At 56.7% G+C, this 18,094-nt stretch carries 19 protein-coding genes and 1 pseudogene; 10 read left to right on the forward strand and 10 right to left on the reverse strand.

The features are described from left to right. Positions 1-55: 55 nt before the first annotated feature. Together CKW23_RS24375 and CKW23_RS24380 are read left to right on the forward strand one after the other, a co-directional pair. Positions 56-1,105 (forward strand): hypothetical protein, encoded by a 1,050-nt coding sequence (locus CKW23_RS24375; protein WP_025259148.1) that lies wholly within the window; start codon positions 56-58, stop codon positions 1,103-1,105. A 152-nt stretch (positions 1,106-1,257) separates the two neighbouring features. Further along, positions 1,258-3,450, forward strand: a complete 2,193-nt coding sequence (locus CKW23_RS24380; RefSeq protein WP_025259149.1) for an OsmC domain/YcaO domain-containing protein — start codon at positions 1,258-1,260, stop codon at positions 3,448-3,450. A gap of 80 nt (positions 3,451-3,530) precedes the next feature. Here CKW23_RS24380 and CKW23_RS24385 read toward each other — a convergent pair whose 3' ends face one another. Continuing rightward, entirely contained in the window at positions 3,531-3,905 is a 375-nt protein-coding gene (locus CKW23_RS24385; RefSeq protein WP_025259150.1) for a helix-turn-helix domain-containing protein, read from the reverse strand. A 93-nt stretch (positions 3,906-3,998) separates the two neighbouring features. Here CKW23_RS24385 and CKW23_RS24390 point away from each other — a divergent pair, with 93 nt between their 5' ends. Next, a complete protein-coding gene (locus tag CKW23_RS24390; RefSeq protein WP_025259151.1) occupies positions 3,999-4,409 on the forward strand; it encodes a DoxX family protein in 411 nt (136 codons plus the stop codon). An 18-nt stretch (positions 4,410-4,427) separates the two neighbouring features. On the opposite strand, the gene CKW23_RS24395 is transcribed toward CKW23_RS24390, so the two are convergent. After that, positions 4,428-4,709, reverse strand: coding sequence for a hypothetical protein (locus CKW23_RS24395; protein ID WP_038399770.1), 282 nt, complete (start codon positions 4,707-4,709; stop codon positions 4,428-4,430). A 120-nt stretch (positions 4,710-4,829) separates the two neighbouring features. On the opposite strand from CKW23_RS24395, the gene CKW23_RS24400 reads away from it, so the two are divergent. Beyond that, the gene (locus CKW23_RS24400) at positions 4,830-5,528 is read left to right on the forward strand and encodes an IclR family transcriptional regulator (RefSeq protein WP_025259153.1); all 699 of its coding nucleotides are present in this window, start codon (positions 4,830-4,832) and stop codon (positions 5,526-5,528) included. A 251-nt stretch (positions 5,529-5,779) separates the two neighbouring features. Here CKW23_RS24400 and CKW23_RS24405 read toward each other — a convergent pair whose 3' ends face one another. Together CKW23_RS24405 and CKW23_RS24410 are read right to left on the reverse strand one after the other, a co-directional pair. Then, the gene (locus tag CKW23_RS24405) at positions 5,780-7,111 is read right to left on the reverse strand and encodes an MFS transporter (RefSeq protein WP_025259154.1); all 1,332 of its coding nucleotides are present in this window, start codon (positions 7,109-7,111) and stop codon (positions 5,780-5,782) included. A gap of 78 nt (positions 7,112-7,189) precedes the next feature. Beyond that, a complete protein-coding gene (locus tag CKW23_RS24410; RefSeq protein ID WP_025259155.1) occupies positions 7,190-8,167 on the reverse strand; it encodes a hydroxyacid dehydrogenase in 978 nt (325 codons plus the stop codon). A 230-nt stretch (positions 8,168-8,397) separates the two neighbouring features. On the opposite strand from CKW23_RS24410, the gene CKW23_RS24415 reads away from it, so the two are divergent. Further along, on the forward strand, positions 8,398-9,075 hold the full coding sequence (locus CKW23_RS24415) for an RraA family protein (protein ID WP_025259156.1): 678 nt from the start codon (positions 8,398-8,400) through the stop codon (positions 9,073-9,075). 152 nt (positions 9,076-9,227) lie between these two features. On the opposite strand, the gene CKW23_RS24420 is transcribed toward CKW23_RS24415, so the two are convergent. Beyond that, on the reverse strand, positions 9,228-10,199 hold the full coding sequence (locus CKW23_RS24420) for a carbon-nitrogen hydrolase family protein (protein ID WP_025259157.1): 972 nt from the start codon (positions 10,197-10,199) through the stop codon (positions 9,228-9,230). Between the two features lie 720 nt (positions 10,200-10,919). Between CKW23_RS24420 and CKW23_RS24425 the strand changes: the two genes are divergently transcribed. Next, entirely contained in the window at positions 10,920-11,459 is a 540-nt protein-coding gene (locus CKW23_RS24425; RefSeq protein ID WP_025259158.1) for a Bro-N domain-containing protein, read from the forward strand. A 71-nt stretch (positions 11,460-11,530) separates the two neighbouring features. Here CKW23_RS24425 and CKW23_RS24430 read toward each other — a convergent pair whose 3' ends face one another. The 3 genes from CKW23_RS24430 to CKW23_RS24440 all read right to left on the reverse strand — a co-directional run bounded on the left by CKW23_RS24430 (position 11,531) and on the right by CKW23_RS24440 (position 14,489). Then, a complete protein-coding gene (locus CKW23_RS24430; RefSeq protein WP_095068517.1) occupies positions 11,531-12,373 on the reverse strand; it encodes a hypothetical protein in 843 nt (280 codons plus the stop codon). Positions 12,374-12,575: 202 nt separating this feature from the next. Further along, entirely contained in the window at positions 12,576-13,577 is a 1,002-nt protein-coding gene (locus tag CKW23_RS24435; protein WP_025259160.1) for an alpha/beta hydrolase, read from the reverse strand. Positions 13,578-13,610: 33 nt separating this feature from the next. Beyond that, positions 13,611-14,489, reverse strand: a complete 879-nt coding sequence (locus tag CKW23_RS24440) for an MBL fold metallo-hydrolase (RefSeq protein WP_025259161.1) — start codon at positions 14,487-14,489, stop codon at positions 13,611-13,613. Between the two features lie 68 nt (positions 14,490-14,557). Here CKW23_RS24440 and CKW23_RS24445 point away from each other — a divergent pair, with 68 nt between their 5' ends. Beyond that, a complete protein-coding gene (locus CKW23_RS24445; protein WP_025259162.1) occupies positions 14,558-15,127 on the forward strand; it encodes a TetR/AcrR family transcriptional regulator in 570 nt (189 codons plus the stop codon). A 27-nt stretch (positions 15,128-15,154) separates the two neighbouring features. Beyond that, the gene (locus tag CKW23_RS24450; protein ID WP_095068519.1) at positions 15,155-15,613 is read left to right on the forward strand and encodes an SRPBCC family protein; all 459 of its coding nucleotides are present in this window, start codon (positions 15,155-15,157) and stop codon (positions 15,611-15,613) included. Positions 15,614-15,685: 72 nt separating this feature from the next. On the opposite strand, the gene CKW23_RS24455 is transcribed toward CKW23_RS24450, so the two are convergent. Further along, a complete protein-coding gene (locus tag CKW23_RS24455; RefSeq protein WP_025259164.1) occupies positions 15,686-16,054 on the reverse strand; it encodes a PH domain-containing protein in 369 nt (122 codons plus the stop codon). A 207-nt stretch (positions 16,055-16,261) separates the two neighbouring features. On the opposite strand from CKW23_RS24455, the pseudogene CKW23_RS27345 reads away from it, so the two are divergent. Further along, positions 16,262-17,017: pseudogene (locus tag CKW23_RS27345) on the forward strand (HAMP domain-containing protein); the annotation flags it as partial. Between the two features lie 132 nt (positions 17,018-17,149). After that, the gene (locus CKW23_RS27350) at positions 17,150-17,875 is read left to right on the forward strand and encodes a methyl-accepting chemotaxis protein (RefSeq protein WP_371856597.1); all 726 of its coding nucleotides are present in this window, start codon (positions 17,150-17,152) and stop codon (positions 17,873-17,875) included. 110 nt (positions 17,876-17,985) lie between these two features. Here CKW23_RS27350 and CKW23_RS26380 read toward each other — a convergent pair. Then, positions 17,986-18,094 (reverse strand): IS3 family transposase (locus CKW23_RS26380; protein WP_130926105.1); only part of this gene is annotated, 109 nt, incomplete at its 5' end.

Genomic DNA, 18,094 nt, shown 5'->3' on the forward strand with positions numbered 1-18,094 from the left:
CTTATCCTTTATAGTGAACTCTTAGTGAGTGGTTATCAGGTATCAAGGAGGAACGATGTCGGTAAATGCTTTGGATTTGATGCGTCCCAACGAGCTTTGTTACATCTCAACCATAATAAAAGCCGCTGCGGCGACAAGGGACTGGAATGCGGCGCTGGGTACCAGGACTGCAGGTAAGGTACAGGAAGTACAGTGCATGCGAATCAAGGATAAATTATTTATCGCCGGTAACTTTGACCGGATTGATGAGGGCGAGTTGATAAAGTCTTATCTGGCCTCCTTCGGCGTCAGTAGCCGCACAGAGTTTGAGTTGTGTATGCGTTATAGCCATGAGTTGCTGTCCATGGACAGCACGCGCTGGATAGCGGTTGATAAAAGCAAGGAAACTAACGACGCCGGATACCCGTCTCGTAAAGTCGCGGTAGATTCACACCGTATGCCAAAGTACAGCCCTCAAGATAACTCGGTTATTCAGGGGTTTGCTGAGGTAAAGCCGATATATCTCGGGAATACACCCACTCATGATCAAATAGATGCAATCTTGGATTTGATCGCAAAACCAAAATCGACAGACTTGACGAGAGATAAAAAGCTTTCATGGTTTTTGCGCCATTTTCTGGGCGTTTCAGAGGCCACGGGAGCAACAAAGGCATCAGGTCAACCAAGTGGTTTTGTAAAAAGTTACGCGGATAGTGGCGAAGTCAATATTGTTAAAAGCATCAAAGATGTTCATGCAGAATTGGTTTTGCTTTCTTTTTTGACCAAAGAGGTTTTGGCAAATCCTGTTAAGTTTAATGGACACACTGTTTACCTGGGCGGTTCTAAGAATGCGTGCCTTTGGTGCAAGGCATGGATAGACAATTACCGGAAGTGGATCAAGGAATGGTTCAATATAAAGATCCTGCTCCCCAGTGAATATACCAGTGGAATAGAGGCGTTCAAGCGCCCGAATGGCAGTGGTGCCGGGAAACGGCCTATATTGGAGGGAATGCCTTACTCGGGCGAGTTTGCGAAGGCATTATTCAATGGAGCGGGTGGCGGTCATTGTGCCGACCTGACGGCATTGGGTGATACGCCAAACAATCTCTTGGCGTGGGAGGAGTAATTAGCCAGAGGACGTCCCACCTACAGCTCAGTGACCCAGTGGCAGGTATGAGTTGCCCGGGGACGTCGGCACAGCCGTGAAAGCGCAAGACTTCCAGCTGAAAAACCGGATAATGGCCGCCAATCGTTTGCTCGCTATTCTGGTAATCCCGCATGGAAATCAAGGTCAACTTTCTCGACAACCTCCGACTCGAAGCCAAGTTCGACGACTTCACGGTGGTTGCCGATCAACCTATCCGCTACAAGGGCGATGGTTCGGCACCGGGTCCGTTCGACTATTTCCTGGCTTCATCGGCCTTGTGTGCGGCTTACTTTGTGAAGTTGTACTGCGAAACCCGCAATATCCCCACCGACAACATTCGCCTGTCGCAGAACAACATTGTCGATCCGGAAAACCGCTATAACCAGATCTTCAAGATCCAGGTCGAGCTGCCTGCGGACATATCCGCCAAGGACCGTCAGGGCATCCTGCGTTCCATCGACCGCTGTACAGTCAAAAAGGTGGTGCAGGCCGGGCCTGAGTTCGTGATCGAAGAAGTCGAGAACCTGGACGCCGACGCCCAGGCCTTGCTGATGCCGAGTCTGTCCACCGGAGCAGGCACCTGCATTGCCGGCAAGGACCTGCCGCTGGAACAGACCATCGCCAATATGTCGGGCATCCTGGCGGGCCTTGGCATGAAGATCGAAATCGCCTCGTGGCGCAATATCGTCCCCAATGTCTGGTCACTGCATATCCGCGATGCGCAATCGCCGATGTGCTTTACCAATGGCAAGGGGGCGACCAAGGAGGGCGCACTGGCGTCGGCGTTGGGCGAGTTCATCGAACGGCTCAACTGCAACTTCTTCTACAACGATCAGTTCTGGGGCGAAGACATCGCCAATGCCGAGTTCGTGCATTACCCGGACGAGCGCTGGTTCAAGCCAGGGCGTAAAGATGCGCTGCCGGAAGAAATCCTCGACGAATACTGCCTGGAAATCTACAACCCAGACGGCGAACTGCGCGGCTCGCATCTGTACGACACCAACTCCGGCAACGTCGAGCGCGGCATCTGTTCGCTGCCGTATGTGCGCCAGTCAGATGGCGAAGTGGTGTACTTCCCCTCCAACCTGATCGAAAACCTGTTCCTCAGTAACGGCATGAGTGCCGGTAACACGCTGGTCGAAGCGCAGGTTCAATGCCTGTCGGAAATCTTCGAGCGGGCAGTAAAGCGCGAAATTCTGGAAGGTGAAATTGCCTTGCCGGATGTGCCGCAGGACGTGCTGGCGAAATACCCTGGCATTCTGGCTGGCATCCAGGGCCTGGAAGAGCAGGGCTTTCCGGTGCTGGTTAAGGATGCGTCGCTGGGCGGCGAATTCCCGGTGATGTGCGTCACCTTGATGAACCCGCGCACCGGTGGCGTATTCGCCTCGTTCGGCGCGCACCCAAGCTTTGAAGTGGCGCTGGAGCGCAGCCTGACGGAATTGCTTCAGGGCCGCAGTTTTGAAGGCCTCAACGACCTGCCGCAGCCTACCTTTGAAAGCCATGCGGTGACCGAGCCCAATAACTTCGTCGAGCACTTTATCGACTCCAGCGGCGTGGTGTCGTGGCGCTTCTTCAGTGCGAAATCCGACTTCGAATTTGTCGAATGGGATTTCTCCGGCCAGGGCGAAAACTCCAATGCCGAGGAAGCCGCGACGCTGTTCGGCATTCTCGAAGACATGGGCAAAGAAGTGTACATGGCGGTGTACGAGCATCTGGGTGCATCGGCCTGCCGCATTCTGGTGCCGGGTTACTCCGAGATCTATCCGCTGGAAGACCTCATCTGGGACAACACCAACAAGGCACTGCTGTTCCGTGCCGACATCCTGAACCTGCACAGCCTGAACGCTGCCAGCCTGAAAAAGCTGGCCAAGCGCCTGGAAGACAGCGAACTGGATGATTACACCGACATCACCACCCTTATCGGCATCGAGTTCGATGACAACACGGCCTGGGGCCAGTTGACGATCCTTGAGCTGAAACTGCTCATCTACCTCGCCTTGCAGAAGTTTGAAGAGGCGAAAGAGCTGGTAGAAGCCTTCCTGCAATTCAACGACAACACCGTCGAGCGCGGCTTGTTCTATCAAGCCCTGAACGTGGTACTGGAAGTGGAACTGGACGAAGAGCTGGCGCTTGAGGATTACGAAGTCAACTTCCGTCGCATGTTCGGCAACGAGCGAATGGACGCGGTGCTGGGCTCCATGGACGGCAGCGTCCGCTTCTACGGCCTGACGCCCACCAGTATGAAGCTGGAAGGGCTCGACAGGCACCAGCGTTTGATCGACAGCTACAAGAAACTGCATGCGGCACGGGCGAAGGCGGTATAGCGATACGTCGTTTGAAATGAAGCTGTCGCGACCCTCTCACAGGATGAACACCTCGTGGGAGGGGGCTTGCCCGCGACATGTCAGTTTGCCTTGCGCCCGCGTGCGGCGGGCTTGACCGGCACGCTTCCCCCATACTCGTTCCACCAGGCAACGAGCGCCTCCATTGTTGGCCCCAGGCCCCGAGCCTTTTGGGTGATTTCATATTCGACGCGCGGTGGTACTTCCGCAAAGATGGTGCGTGACACCAGACCGTCGGCCTCCAGTTCTCGCAGTTGTGCTGTCAGCATGTGCTGAGTAATACCGGGAATGGCTTTGCGCAGTTCGCCAAAGCGATAGATCCGCTGATTGAGCAGCCACATGATTTCCAGTTTCCATTTACCTGAAAGCAGAGCAAATGCACGACGCATTTCCTCATGCATATTGACTGTAGTTTCCTCAATAGTCTGGTTTTCCATACTAGCCACCATTCATTCATCCTACTTGTTGAAGTTCATGTTAGGCGACATCCTCGCCACTTATTGAACTTACTTTCAAGTCAGAGAGAAAAAATGACCACTTATTACCTCTACTGGATCAGCACCGTTTTGTTGTCGCTGCTGTATTTCGTTTCTGCAAGCCTGTATATCGCCAAGGGCGACTTTGTGCGAAAGGCACAAGCGGATCTGGGATATTCGGCCCCGACTCTTGTGCCGTTCATGATCGTCATCAAGGTGCTTGGCCCCATCGCCATTCTCTGGCACTTCAATGTAGCGCTGAGCGATCTCGCCTATGCCGGTATCTTCTATCACCTGGTGCTGTCCGGCATGGCTCATCTGGGCGTCCGCAACCCCAAAGGCGCACTGCCTGCGGCGTTGGGTATCATTTTTCTGATCGCTTCCTTCTCAACGCAAAACGCTGCTCGCGAACTGCAATCGCCTTATGCACCTGCGGCTGCAGTTCTTGAAGCAACGTTTGGTTGATGGAAGTCTGGAGGACCTTTATCGCGAGCCGCTGTCGTAAGCTGCCTGCCCGGTTTCAGCGTCCTTGCGGCGTGCCGGATCGCCGAGCCAGAGCATCAGGCAGGTGCCAAGCATCAGGATCGATGCGACCACGTAGAACGGAACGGCGAATGACTGGGTGGCGACATAGAGCAGGCGTTGCTGGCTGCGGTTGGCCAGGCGTGCCCAGATCGTCATGGAGATCGCGGCCAGCGTACGTGATGAGCGATCCTGGGCCTGCTTGCGAAAGTTGCAGGTTCTGGGAGCGGATTTGGTCTGCATGGGCGATCAGCCGGGCTTTGGGGGCAGGGGGCATGCCTGCGACGATGGCGAGGATGACCTCGTTGTCGGATAATGCCCGGTCAAGCCTGCTGATGGGCTCCACGAGTCGAGGTGTCTGTAATGGTAAAAGCGCGGCCGCGCCCTGCGGTGAACGGTGTGGCTTCGGCCGATAGGGTCTTGACGGTGCTCACGGCATTTCAGGTCGGTGATAAGGCGCTGACTCTGGTGGAGCTTGTCGAACGTACGGGGCTTATTAAAAGCACGATCATGCGCTTGATGGTTTCACTGGAAAATCATGGTTTCATCACGCGAATGGCCGACGGACGCTATCAGTTGGCCAGTGAAGTCATGAGGCTCAATGCCGTTTACCAGGAGTCGCTCGATCTGGAAGGCCATGTAATGCCCAAACTGCATTACTTGTCTGAGCGGACGGGGGAAACCGTATCCTTCTACGTTCGGCATGGCGCCTATCGTATGTGCCAATACCGGGTGAACTCCATTCATCGACTGCGGCTCAACATGCAGCCCGGTGACATGCGTCCCATGGATGAGGCTGCCGGAGCCCAGGCGTTGCGTGCCTCTTTCCAGACCGCAATGGCGCTGGAAAAACCGTTTTACTCTTGTGGCGCGACCGACCCTCATGCAGCCTCTGTTGCACTTCCGATTTACGGAGCCCAGGAGGAATTGATGGGCGCTCTGGTCATTTCAGGGCCGGCAAGTCGATTGACGGAAGAGGCTGCCGAGAGCTTCAAAGGTATCTTTTTTGAGGCCGCGCGCGATCTGATGCGCAGCCTGGGTTGCAAGGCGGCGGGCCAGTAACCCAGACTCTGTCGAGTCTTCATAGCGCGGCGCTCCCGAGATCGAGCGAAGTCCAGCAGCCGGATCAGTGAGGCGAATGCACCGGACTTCACGCCTTCGGGCTGGGGGACGTGCCCCCTATGATCGATCACCCGTTTTGTCGACAGCCTGGCCAGGCGTGGCTCCAGTTCAACCAGATGAGGTCCGGGGGCGACGAGATAAAGCCATTTGAAACCTCTTTGTTGTATTGAGGCGTTGCCAAGGTGGGTGTTTCAGTTCTTGGCGACGGCAGCCCCGGTCTGTTCTGCCTGTTCGCGTTCGCGCTTGCGACCGATGATCAGAACCATGACACCTGCAAGGGTACACAGTGCCGTCAGTGGCATCAGTGCCAGTGCATAGCTGCCTGTTGCGTCATGGATCGCACCATAGGCATTCACCATGATGCCGCCGCCGATCAGGTTGGCAAGGGCACCCACAGCTGCGAGCCCCGCCGCAGCGGTAGACGACGAAAGCCAGCCGGAAACCAGTGCCCAGAATGGCCCCTTCATCGAGTAGGCCCCAATCAGCACCAGGCTCAGCATGATCACTGTGGCCACCAATGATGAGGTGAACAGCGTCAGCAGCAGGCCGCCAGCGATCATCAGCATGGTCATTGCCGTATGCCAGCGACGTTCGCCGGTGCGATCGGAGCTGCGCCCCCAGACAATCATCAACACCGAGGCGAGGCCGTAGGGAATGGCGTTGATCAGTCCGATTTCCATAGCGCTCAAGCCAAAGGTCTTGAGCAGTTGTGGTGCCCAGACGCTCATGGTGCTGCCGGCGGCAGAGGCACCCGAATAGATCAATGCCAGCACCCAGATATCTTTATGGCGAAGCAGCTTCCACAACGAAATGTGCCCGATTGTCGTTTTCTTCGAGGCCTCTTCTGCCAGGCGCTGTATCAACCAGCTACGTTGCTCGTTGCTGAGCCACTTGGCTTGCTCGGGGCGGTCGGTCAGGACGAACAGGCAGGCGATCCCCAGCAATACGGCTGGAACACCTTCGATGATGAACAGCCAGTGCCAGCCGCGCATACCCATCCAGCCATCCAGACTCAGCAACAGCCCCGACAGAGGAGAACCAATGAAGTTAGCGGCAGGAATGGCAACCATGAAGATGGCAACCATGCGTGCACGATAAGCGGAAGGCAGCCAATAGGTGAGATACAGCAGCACGCCAGGGAAAAAGCCGGCTTCGGCTGCGCCGAGCAGAAAACGCATCACATAGAGCGAGTTGGCGCCCTGCACGAAGGCGGTCCCTGCGGAAATCAATCCCCAGGTAATCATGATCCTGGCGATCCAGATACGCGCGCCATACTTTTGCATGGCCAGATTGCTGGGGACTTCCAGAAGAAAGTAGGAAAAGAAAAACAGGCTGCTGGCAAAGCCGAATACTTTTGCGGTCAGGCCCAGGTCTTCATTCATCTGTAGCGAAGCCATGCCGATGTTGCCGCGGTCAATGATCGCAATCAGGTAACAGATGATGAGGAAGGGCAATATGCGCCAGGCGACCCGATGCATGGTGCTGCGTTCAAGTTCGCTGACGCTGGAGGCTGTTGATGTCATGTGACTCTCCGGTTCTTGTTTTTCTGGAGTGTTTTAATGAGCTGAGCTCCCCCTTGAGGTGGGCTCACGATCACGGGATCAACGGTCAAGCAGGTGACGGTTGACCACGCACCGAGGGTCCAGAGGTGTGCCCTCCCATACATCAAGGATCTGGCGAAGTGCGACGAGCCCCACGCGCGCTCGCGCCTCGGAGGTGTTGGCACCGACATGCGGGGTGGCGACCAGGGTTGGCAGCCCCCAGAGCGGGCTGTCGGCAGGTGGCGGCTCAGGGTTGAAGGTGTCCAGGCCGGCACCCGCTATCTTCCGTTCGCTCAGCGCGTCAATCAGGGCCTGGGTATCAATCAACTCGCCGCGGGCTGTATTGATAAGAATGCAGCCAGGGCGCATGCGCTGGAATTGCTCAGCACCGATCAGGTTGTAATTGGCGTCTGTCAGGGGGCAATGCAGGCTGATGATGTCGCTCTCGGCCAGAAGGCGATCGAAATCCTCCTCCCGCGTTACATGAGCCCGCTCGGGCAACTGCTGCAGATAGGGGTCATAAACCTTCACGTTCATCTGCAGCGGTGCCACCAGATCCATCAGGATGCTGCCAATCGAGCCCAGGCCTACCAGGCCAAGGGTCTTGCCAAACAATTCAATGCCGTTCGCTGAAGACTTGTCCCAGTGGCCATCGCGCATGCGTGCGTCCAGAAGAGCGGTCTGGCGGGCCACGCTGAACATGAGTGCAAAGGCATGTTCAGCAACGGACTGCGCGTTGGCACCTACTGCAACGCTGACCGACACGCCTTGAGCGGCGGCGGCCTGAATATCGATGGTGTTGTAACCCACGCCATGCTTGGCGATTGCTTTGAGTCTGGTGGATGCCTCGATCATGGCGCGTGTCAGTTGGCCCTGGCGAACGATGATCGCATCGGGTTGCTCGGCGCGAATGATCGCTTCCAGTTCCTCGGCAGGGAGATAAGGCGTTGTGGGGATCACCCTGATGCCTTGGCTTGCGGCCAGATTCATGGCGTCCGATGCGAGTTCGGGGCCGGTGAGCAGGATGGTTCGGGTCATGTCAGACACCTTCTTGTTATGGTCGCTTCAGATGTGATGAGCAGGTTTTGCTTGTGCTCAACACTACCATATTGAAATGGCGTTGCAATATTAAGATTTGAATCTTGTTTTTTGAGTGCTGGTTGGGGTTCAATGGAGATGTGTTTTTATATAATGAAATGTAATTCTGTTTTTGTCGGTATCTGCACAGCCGACGACATCGAACAACATCAATAACAGAGGGGCGTCACATGAGCATTGGGTTCAGGGTTCTGGAGCGCGCACGCAAGGTCGATGCAGACTGGGTTTCGCGCTATCGGGAGGTTCCGGTCGCTAACGTCAGCGACTCGATGCACCGCATGACCGCAGGCGGGGCCAGATTGCGTCCGATGCATCGCGCTGGCGTGCTTGCCGGCCCGGCGATCACGGTCAAGGCCCGTCCGGGGGATAACCTCATGCTTCATTACGCACTGGATATTGCCCAGCCAGGCGATGTGATTGTCGTGGATGCCGGCGGTGACCTGTCCAATGCGTTGATCGGTGAAATGATGGTTGCCTACGCGGTCAAGCGTGGCGTGGCGGGCATCGTGATCAATGGTGCGATCCGGGATGCTGGCGCCATCGGCCAAGGTGATTTCCCGATGTTTGCAGCGGGGATTTCACACCGGGGGCCTTACAAGGATGGCCCGGGCGAGATCAATGTGCCGATCGCCATCGACGGCATGGTGATTGAACCGGGCGACCTGGTGATCGGCGATGACGATGGCCTGCTGTGTGTACCTTATGATCAGGTCGCCGAGGTGTATGAGCATGCAGTTGCCAAACACACCGCAGAGAGCAAGCAAATGGAACATATCGCTCAAGGAACCAATGATCGTACCTGGGTGCTGGAGTCGCTGAAGAAAAAAGGCTGCCAACTGCCACAGTGACTTATTGCTACTCGGGTGGAGGGTAAGAACTGCCACCTGCGCCGGTGCAGATTCTTGCCCTCCATGAGCTTGCTACGCAGTCCAAATTACGTAGAGAGGTCTTAAAAGAATGTCCCGTTAACCAGGCCTCCCGCCTGCTCGTTTAGCTCATATCAATTTTCAAACGTCACAACATTTTGACGGCGCCGGTCAACGACAAGTCGCGTAACGTCTGGCCGCGAATAATGCCCAGCCTGGTCAAGGTTCTGCCGCTCACGGCGCACTTCATTGCGGTCGAGCGTCGCGACCAACAGGCACTCTTCACCGACGGCTGGCGGAATGACCCAGTCGCCATTTGGCGCAGCAATACATGAGCCGCCGTTTGCCAGGATCTCTGGGCAATTTGCTAGTATCAAGTCCAGGTGCGGCGTATCGGATGGAAAATCTTCACGCCGCATCAGCGCTGATACCGAGATAGTGAAGCAACGTCCCTCTTTGGCGATGAAGCGAGTGATGTCGTCGGTGTTGCGCAGATTGCCGGGCCATAGAGCGACATGCAGATCTTCGCCTTGGGCATACAGTGCGGCACGCGACAAGGGCATCCAGTTTTCAAAGCAGTTGAGACCGCCGACAGTAAATGATCCGACGGGGTGGACTTGCAAACCATGCCCGTCACCCGGCGACCATGTCAGGCGTTCTTCGTAGGTCGGCATCAACTTACGATGTACCGAACCAATCACACCATCCGCCCCGATATGAACCCGTGAACAATACACGCTGTAGCCACCACGATCCGCTGCCCGTTCGATACAACCGAGCATGACAGCGATGTTGTGTTTGGCAGCGGCAGCACAAACGGCATCCAGATGCCCTGCCTCAATCTCTACTGCCTGCTTCAGGTAGTAAGCGTGGATATCTTTTTGTATTGAGCAGTTGAAGCGCGCTCCATCGGTCAGTTCCAGCCAGAAAGGGTAGCCGGGCAACAGGGCTTCACCGAACGTAACGAAGTGGCACTGTTGTTCTGCTGCGCGTCCGATGTAATCGACTATTTTCTCAAGAGTCGCTTCGCGGTTAAGCCAGATTGGTGCAATCTGTGCCAGCCCAACAGTTAATAGATCCAGATGTTGAGTGTGACTGGATGACATCGCTTTATTTCCTGAATGGATTGAAGTGACTCGCACTCCGGAGAGATTAGCGTGATAAATAATCCGCCCGGATTGGGTAGTTATTAGATCCAAGGCAATACCATGGCGCTCAGGGGAGTTATCTTCGCCTGTTCGGTGAACTCGCTCTTAAAGCAGATATAGATTGCTCAAAATGCCGAGTGGGCATCGATTAGATATGAATAAACTGTTTGATACCTGAAAGCACAATAGTTGCTACGGAGTTCCTCTTTACGAGTCACATCCTACCCGGTGAAGCGTTAGCTGCCAGCCCCTTGCAAATCAAATGCGCAAGATTATGCAAGTGACCGGTATGCGTCCCGCCAAGGCCTCTCTCACTTCATGATGTGTACGTTTTGACTGATCGGTATAGCTCAGCCGCCTGGTTTATTCCCTTTCCCTTGAGTGAAATTTCCTAGAAAATCCCAACCGCTTGTATGTGTCGATTCGGGGATTTAAGGTGCGGCGTCGCTGCAAAATCAGCGGCCGGGTTTGACGACCTGATCCTGCACTCGCAATCGCGCTCCATGCTGCCTCATGCCATTTCATGCATGAGGTTGTTTCATGGCGGCTGTGCGTCGGAGACCTTAGGGTCTGCCGGTGTGCGCGAGTGAAGGCCGGTTCGTCAACCTTCGCACAGCTGCCACCCAATTCGTTTGACGACGTCCGGCAGCTCTTTTTCTCACAAGGAGCTTTGACACAATGGACCTTCCATACCCCTCACCACCCTGCACCGATCACTTCGAGCCCACCATCTTCATCCGCCACCACCGCATGCTGCGCGCCGTGATGCTGGATGCCCAGGTCTGGTTTCCCTTGCAGGATCTTGCCCGGCTGATGGGCAAGCAACTGGACGAACGCGCCACCCTCAAACTCGATATCGATCAACGCCGCACCGTCTGGCTGCTGACCCACGGGAGCTGGGAAAAATGCCTGATGATCAGTGAATCGGGTGCCTTCGCGATGCTGGTGCATCACTACGTCCCGGAAAACCGCGCACTGCGCCGCTGGCTGGCGCAGGAAGTCTTGCCTGCTCTGGATGCCCGCCAGACGGATGCAGCCGACCAACCTCTGCTGTACCAGATGCGCTGGCAAGGCAATGTCCTGGGTTCGCTGCAATGGCATGGAGAGCTTTGGGTCAAGTTACGGGATTTGCCGGAGCTGGTTCAGGTGCAGCCCGAGGTCGTGACCGGGTCCTGGTGGCGGCGGTTGCTGGGGCGGCGTTGGTCGCTTTTTGCTTGATGGGATGGTGCTGATCGGGAGCTTCCAAGCGGGTTCAGGTATCAGCCCCGGTCAGTTGATCTTAGGGGGCATTAGCGGTGTGGCCCCGAAGCAATAAGCACAATGAGACGCACAAGAGGGGACAAAATTGCATAGGTCAGCAGGACGCCAGCGATCCACGCCATGACGTTGCGAAACCGCCTGTAAACATGGGCGTTGGGTCGTTCGTCCCGGTGACCGGCCACGACAGATATACAGATCAATACAAGGCAAATATAAAGGCTGGCAAACGGTATGATTTCGGTCCCGCTGACATGGAATGAGCCTCGCTTGCTCACGACCACCAGGTCATTGGTTGCGATCCCGTGAATAACGACTGCGGTAGCAACCAAGCCAATGGCTGAGGTATACACCAGAGCAAATACCGTCTGCCGGTCATTGGGTTGAGGCAAGGGCAGTTTTGCGAGAGTCACCACTGCCAGGGCGCGTGCTGGCAGTGATCGCCACTGCCATTTGCGTCGAGGGGATGGAGCCGGGCGGGGCGGTTGCCATGTTTGCGATTGACGCACCAGCATCCACATATAGCCGCAAGCCAGGATCGGCCCACCCAATAGAAACGTGCTGAAGGTCACAGGTGCTGAGGACGCGAATACGCCAATCATCACGAGTGCGCCGTGGGCGATGGCCGGTATTGTGAGTGCTCTGAGCCAGGCTTTGCGATTGCCGGGATTTATCCGATAAGACCGAATGCCAAACGCGGATGCCCAGATAATCCCTTGCGCCAGTAGCAAAGCTGCCATTGTGAGCATCATGCCGTTACCAAGGCCAAGTCGCTGCCAGAACAATCCCCACGTCACGATGCTGGCGGGAAAAAGTGTTACCAGCACAATCAGCCACAAGCAGACAGGGTGGTAAAACAAGCGTTGGTACGACATCCCGGTCATCCATGTTGGGGAAACGGCACTTGACTGGTTAGCCTAGCAGCCTTGGTGCCAGACAGGATTCAGGATTTGCGGGATTCATTCTTGTGATGGAAATAGGGTTTTTGTACCTCTTCAGAGCCGGAACGTATTCAACTGGGAAGTAAGGCGAGAGGCCGGTATCTCCAAAGAAAATGCATCGCCTTCAAGTCCGCCCCTACTGTCCAATGCTCTGCTCGGCCCCTCTATGAAACGCGGCATCCAGCGCCCCGGCGATCTGTGCCAGCAGTTCGGTGGTTTGCGGGATCAGGCGGCCCATGGTGATAAACCCGTGGATCTGCCCTGCAAAGTGGCTGTCGGTCACGGTGACACCTGCTTCATGCAGGCGTTTGCTGTAGGCGCGGCCTTCGTCTTCGAGAGGGTCGCAGCCACAGGTGACTATAAAGGCCGGAGCCAGGCCGCTGAGGTCTTCGGCCAATAACGGGGACGCTCGCCAGTCCAGGCGGTCGGCATCGTTGCGCAGGTATTGAGCCTTGGTCCAGTTCAGTGTGGCGGCTGTCAGCGGCGGTTCCATGGCCAATTGTTGTTGGGAGCGATGAACGCCATGGAAGTCGGTTACCGGGTAGATCAGTGCCTGCAATGCCAGCGGCGGGTAGCCTGCATCCCGCGCCATCAAGGCGAGGACAGCGGCGATGTTGCCACCGGCGCTGTCGCCGCCGATGGCAATGCGTTCGGCATCGACGCCCAGTTGCGCGGCCTGTGCCCGGACGTAATCCAGAGCAGCGAAGGCATCTTCTATTGCCGCAGGGAATTTGTGCTCTGGTGCCAGGCGGTAATCCACTGCGATCACGATGCAGCGAGCCAGCAGGGCCAGTTGCCGACAAACGCCGTCATGGGTATCCAGATCACCGACGACCCAGCCACCCGAGTGAAAGAACAGCAAGGCTGGCAGGGTTTCGCCCTCAATGGTTTCGATCCCGCGATAGAGACGTAAAGGTATCTCACCGCCCGGGCCAGATGCACTCATGCTTTCAACTTCGGCTATTTCCACAGGCGCTGTCGCAAGGGCCTGGCGGCTGGTACGAAAGGCGGCCCGAGCCTGTTCGGGAGTCGGTTCGCCCGTGGCAGCAGGGGCTTGGCGCATCAGCGCAATCACGCGCGCGGCACCAGGGTCCAGCTTTCTGGCACGCAGGGTATGCGCGAGGTGAGGTGCAGTCATGGCAGTGTCCTTGTGCGATGAGTGAAGGGCGGATTATTCAAAGTGCCAGCTGTAACCGTCGCCCTGGCGTTTGACACGCCCGGCCGAGGTGCCAGCGAAATGGGAGCTGAAATACAGGGCGTCGTGCTCAACCAGAAACGCCAGCAACCATTGCCGTGAGCGATTGGCGGCCTCTGGCAGGCCGCAGAAGCAGGAAGCCCAGAGCGGTTGTGAAACCTGTATGGGGTGATGCATGACGTCGCCGCCAAACATGGCCGTCTTGCCATCGTGCTGATAACTGATGGACATGTGGCCCACGCTATGGCCTTGGGTCGGATGGAAGTGGAAGTCCTCCAGAAACGGCCCGCCCTCGGCACCGATCATCAGTGCCTGACCGGATTCGATCACCGGCAGCACGCTGTCGACAAAGGCCTGATAACCCATGGCCTGACGTCCGGAGCCATTGACGAAATACTCATACTCAACCTCTGGAAACACATACCTGGCATTGGGAAAGGTCGGCACCCACTGGCCATCCACCAGATGAGTGTTCCAGCCGATATGGTCGGTGTGCAAATGGGTGAGCAGCACATAGTCGACCTCTTCGGGCGTTACCCCGGCAGCCGCCAGGCGTTCCAGCCAGGGCTCGTTCAACTGGTGAAAAATGGGCAGGCCCGGACGGTGCTTGGCATTGCCGACGCCGGTATCGACCAGCACCGTATACTGCGGCGTCTTGATGACCCAGGTATGCACGCTGATGATCACCTTCTGGCCTGTGGCGGTGAGGCTATCGGGCACCAGCCATGAGCGCTGCGGGTCAATGGCGCTGTTGTCCCAGTCCGGCAACAGCGCATTGGGCGCAAAGGCGTCGAACAGTTTTTCGCTGACGCGGGTGATGTGGGTCGAGCCAAATGTGTAGTGCTTGGCGTTCATGTTAATATCTCGCTGATACCGATCAGTATCATGTTGATACCGGTCGGTATCATCGTCAAGGGTGACGTATGAAAAGAGACAATCCGACATTGCCGCTACGGGAGAGAATTCTGCTCGCCGCCGATGAGCTTTTTTATCGGGACGGGATTCGTGGCGTCGGCGTGGAGGCCATCGCTGCCCATGCGGGTACTACCAAAATGGGGATCTACCGGCACTTTGCGAACAAGGACGCGCTGGTTGCCGAATGGTTGCGACTTGAGTCCCTGGCCTATGCCGATGTGCTGGACCAGCTCAAGGTGCAACACCCCGATGACCCCAAGGCCCAGTTGCTGGGTTGGGCGCGGTTCATTGCCAGTCGTTTGGCCGCCGATGCTGATAGAGGCTGCTGTTTCGCCAACTCGGTCGCCGAGTTGCCGGACAAGGAGCATCCGGCGCGAGCAGTGATCGAGGCCCACTCCCGCGACCTCAGCGAGCGTCTGATTGCGCTGTGTACCGAGGCAGGTCTGACGGACCCGGAAGGCACCGCCAGCGAAATCCTGTTTGTGCTCGACGGCGCGCAGTTGGCGGCGCAAAGCCGGGGCGATGCCCAGAAGGTTGGCGAGCGATTGGTGAGCATCGTCCAGCGTCTGGTCGGGTAAGCAAAGCGTAATCAGCAGGGGCAGAAAATGCGGCAAAACCGAATCAGGATGATCATGCCAGCCAGCGCCGCCGACGCTTTTGAGGCCTTCCACGACCATGACGTGCGAATGCGCTGGGACAGCTTGCTATCGCGGGCTGAAGTGGAGGGCGGCGGCAGCCATCCCTATGTGGGTGCGATCACCTTCAATCAGGGGCGCGGCTGGAAGCGCTTTTTCGCCATGCGCACTCGATTTGTGAATTATCAGCCGGGCAACGTCGCGGCTGTCGTACTGGTGGAGCCGGCGGGCTGGTTCGAGGGTTGGGCCGCATCAATGCAGCACCGCGACCTTGATGACGACCGCTCGGAGCTGATTTACACCTTCAGAATCCAGATGCGCCCACGTTGGCTGGGCCGAGTCCTCGACCCTTTGGTCAATCGGCTGTTCGAGTACGAAACCCGGCGGCGCTTTGCTGCGATGGCGGAGTATTTGCGGAGCAGGGATTGAAAACCGGTGGATGTTGATCGTGCCTGTCTGCTGGAGATGGAACGATCAACTGGCGCTGGGCAGGTCGCGAGTTTAGAAGATGTGCCTGGAGATGATTTTTGAAATCTCGACAATCTCGGTCTTGCCGGTGAATTCGAATTTCACTTTACCCAGCGCCGAAAAGTAGACCTCAAGTTCGGAGTCCAGATCGAAGGTCCCGGAGGTTTCCACGGAATAGGCGACGATGTTCTTGTAGGGCAGGGACGTGAAGTCCTTCTTGCTGCCGGTGATGCCCTGCACGTTGACCGCAATGATTCGCTTGCTGGTGAACACCACGCCATCGCGCAACGATTTATAGGAATCGATGATCTGTTCGCCTTCCAGCAGAAGTTCAGTCACACGCTCGGCGTATTCGCTGTTCTGCTTCAGCTTGAAGAAACCTTTGTTACTGAAGTCAATCATCCCTTTATCCCTGTCTTCAACGTATTTTGCCTGCCGGCTTTGCGTGGCGCGTCGAGAATAGCACTTGGCTGCATTCAGTGTCGGACGTTTCACTGCTGGCCATGAAACGAAAGCCTGGAAATAGGCTTAACTAACCCGGCGAGGGTGCCGATAACCAGTCTGGAACTAGGTTTTGCTCTATCTGAAGGACCACAAGAGGGCGGCAGGGTGTCTATAAAACTACGTTTGCTTCTGCTTATCGGGACCGGTGTGCTAGCCATCCTGATCATGAGTCTGGTCAGTTACGTGGGCAATGTCCGGATGGCCCATGCGATGGAGGACAACGAAGTCAGCATGACCGCGCTGCGCAACCATCTTGAAGCCGACATGATGCACGACGCTTTGCGCGCCGATGTGCTCTCCGCCATGCTGGTTGGCCTGGGCAAGAGCGACAGCACCAAAGACGAGGTGCGAAACTCCATTGCCGAACATGCCGCGCTCTTTCGCAAAGTGCTCGACGAAAACCTCAAGCTGCCGGTCGATGAAACCATCAAGGCGGGCCTGAACAAGGTCAAACCCAGCCTCGCAACCTACATTGCCGCTGGCGAAAGAATTGTCGGGCTGGCCCTCGACAACCCCGAGAGCGCACAAAAGGAACTGGGCGTCTTCAACAAGGCGTTCGGTGAGCTTGAAGACGAAATGGCCAGCCTGAGCGAGGTCATCGAAAGCAGCACGCAGCAGACCAGCGAAGAAACCCAACAAGCCAGCAGTAACGCCAACCTCACCCTTGGTGTCGTACTCGTTGCCAGCCTGATATTGCTGGTCGTTCAGGGGCTCTGGGTTATCCGCAGCATCATGGGGCCGTTGCAGTCCGCCAGCCGGATCGCTGAAAGCATTGCCCATGGCAACCTGAGCGAATCCATTGCCGAGCCCCGCCAGCGTGACGAAGCGGGTATGCTGATTCGCAGCCTGGCAATCATGCAGCGCGACTTGCGAGGCATGATCGAAGTGGTGCGCCGCAATGCCCACGGCGTCACCGACATGAGCCAGCAACTGAGCAGCGGCTGCCATGAAGTGGCGGGTAGCAGCCAACAGCAAAGCACCGCAGCCAGCACCATGTCCGCAGCGGCCAGTGAAATGACGGCCAGCATCGAAGAAATCACCCGGCACGCCGAACGCGCTCTGGACATGGCCAACCAGGCCGAAGCACTGGCCAGAAATGGCGGTCGAGTGATTCATCAGGTGGTCAGCGATATGGAAAGCATTGCCCGTTCTTCGCAGCAATCGGCCCAAGTGATCCGCAATCTGGATGAAGAATCCGAGGGCATTTTCAATATCATCCAGGTGATCAAAGGCATCGCCGACCAGACCAACCTGCTCGCCCTCAATGCCGCCATCGAAGCTGCCCGCGCCGGAGAGCAGGGGCGTGGCTTTGCGGTGGTTGCCGACGAAGTCAGAAGCCTGGCCGGGCGCACCAGCGCCTCGACCCAGGAAATTGCCAGCATGGTTTCGCGCATCCAGCAAAACACCCGCGAAGCCGTCACCAGCATGGAAGCGGGCGTTGCCCAGGTCGACAAGGGCATGGCCGTCACCGCTGAAGTCGAAACCGCCATCAAGGAAATTCTCGAAGCCACCCTGAGCACGACCCAACTGGTCAACGACATCAGCCGCACCATCAGCGAACAAAGCCTGGCCAGCAACGAAATCGCCCATCAAGTGGAAATGATCGCCAACATGTCCGAAGGCAACAGCAGAGTCATTGGCCAGACGGCCGGGACGACTGATGAATTGTCGGCGCTGGCGGGGCAGTTATCGCAGTCGGTGGATCGGTTCAGGCTTTGAGTCAGGGAAGCTCTTTGGCCTCAATTTATCTGGATGGATTGTAAGGATAGGGATATCGACATGATCGTTAAAGAAGAGTACGCCTCTACGAGTGAATCGCCCCGGATTCTCTAGACACCTTGCAAGCTCATTGCGTAACGCTTTTCAAACTCTACCGGTGACAGCTGATTGTTGAAACCATGCCGGCGTTTTGCGTTGTAGAACATCTCGATGTAGTCG

Origin of the sequence: Pseudomonas sp. Irchel 3A18 (genome assembly GCF_900187465.1) — a bacterium.
GTDB classification, from domain to species: Bacteria; Pseudomonadota; Gammaproteobacteria; order Pseudomonadales; family Pseudomonadaceae; genus Aquipseudomonas; species Aquipseudomonas cichorii.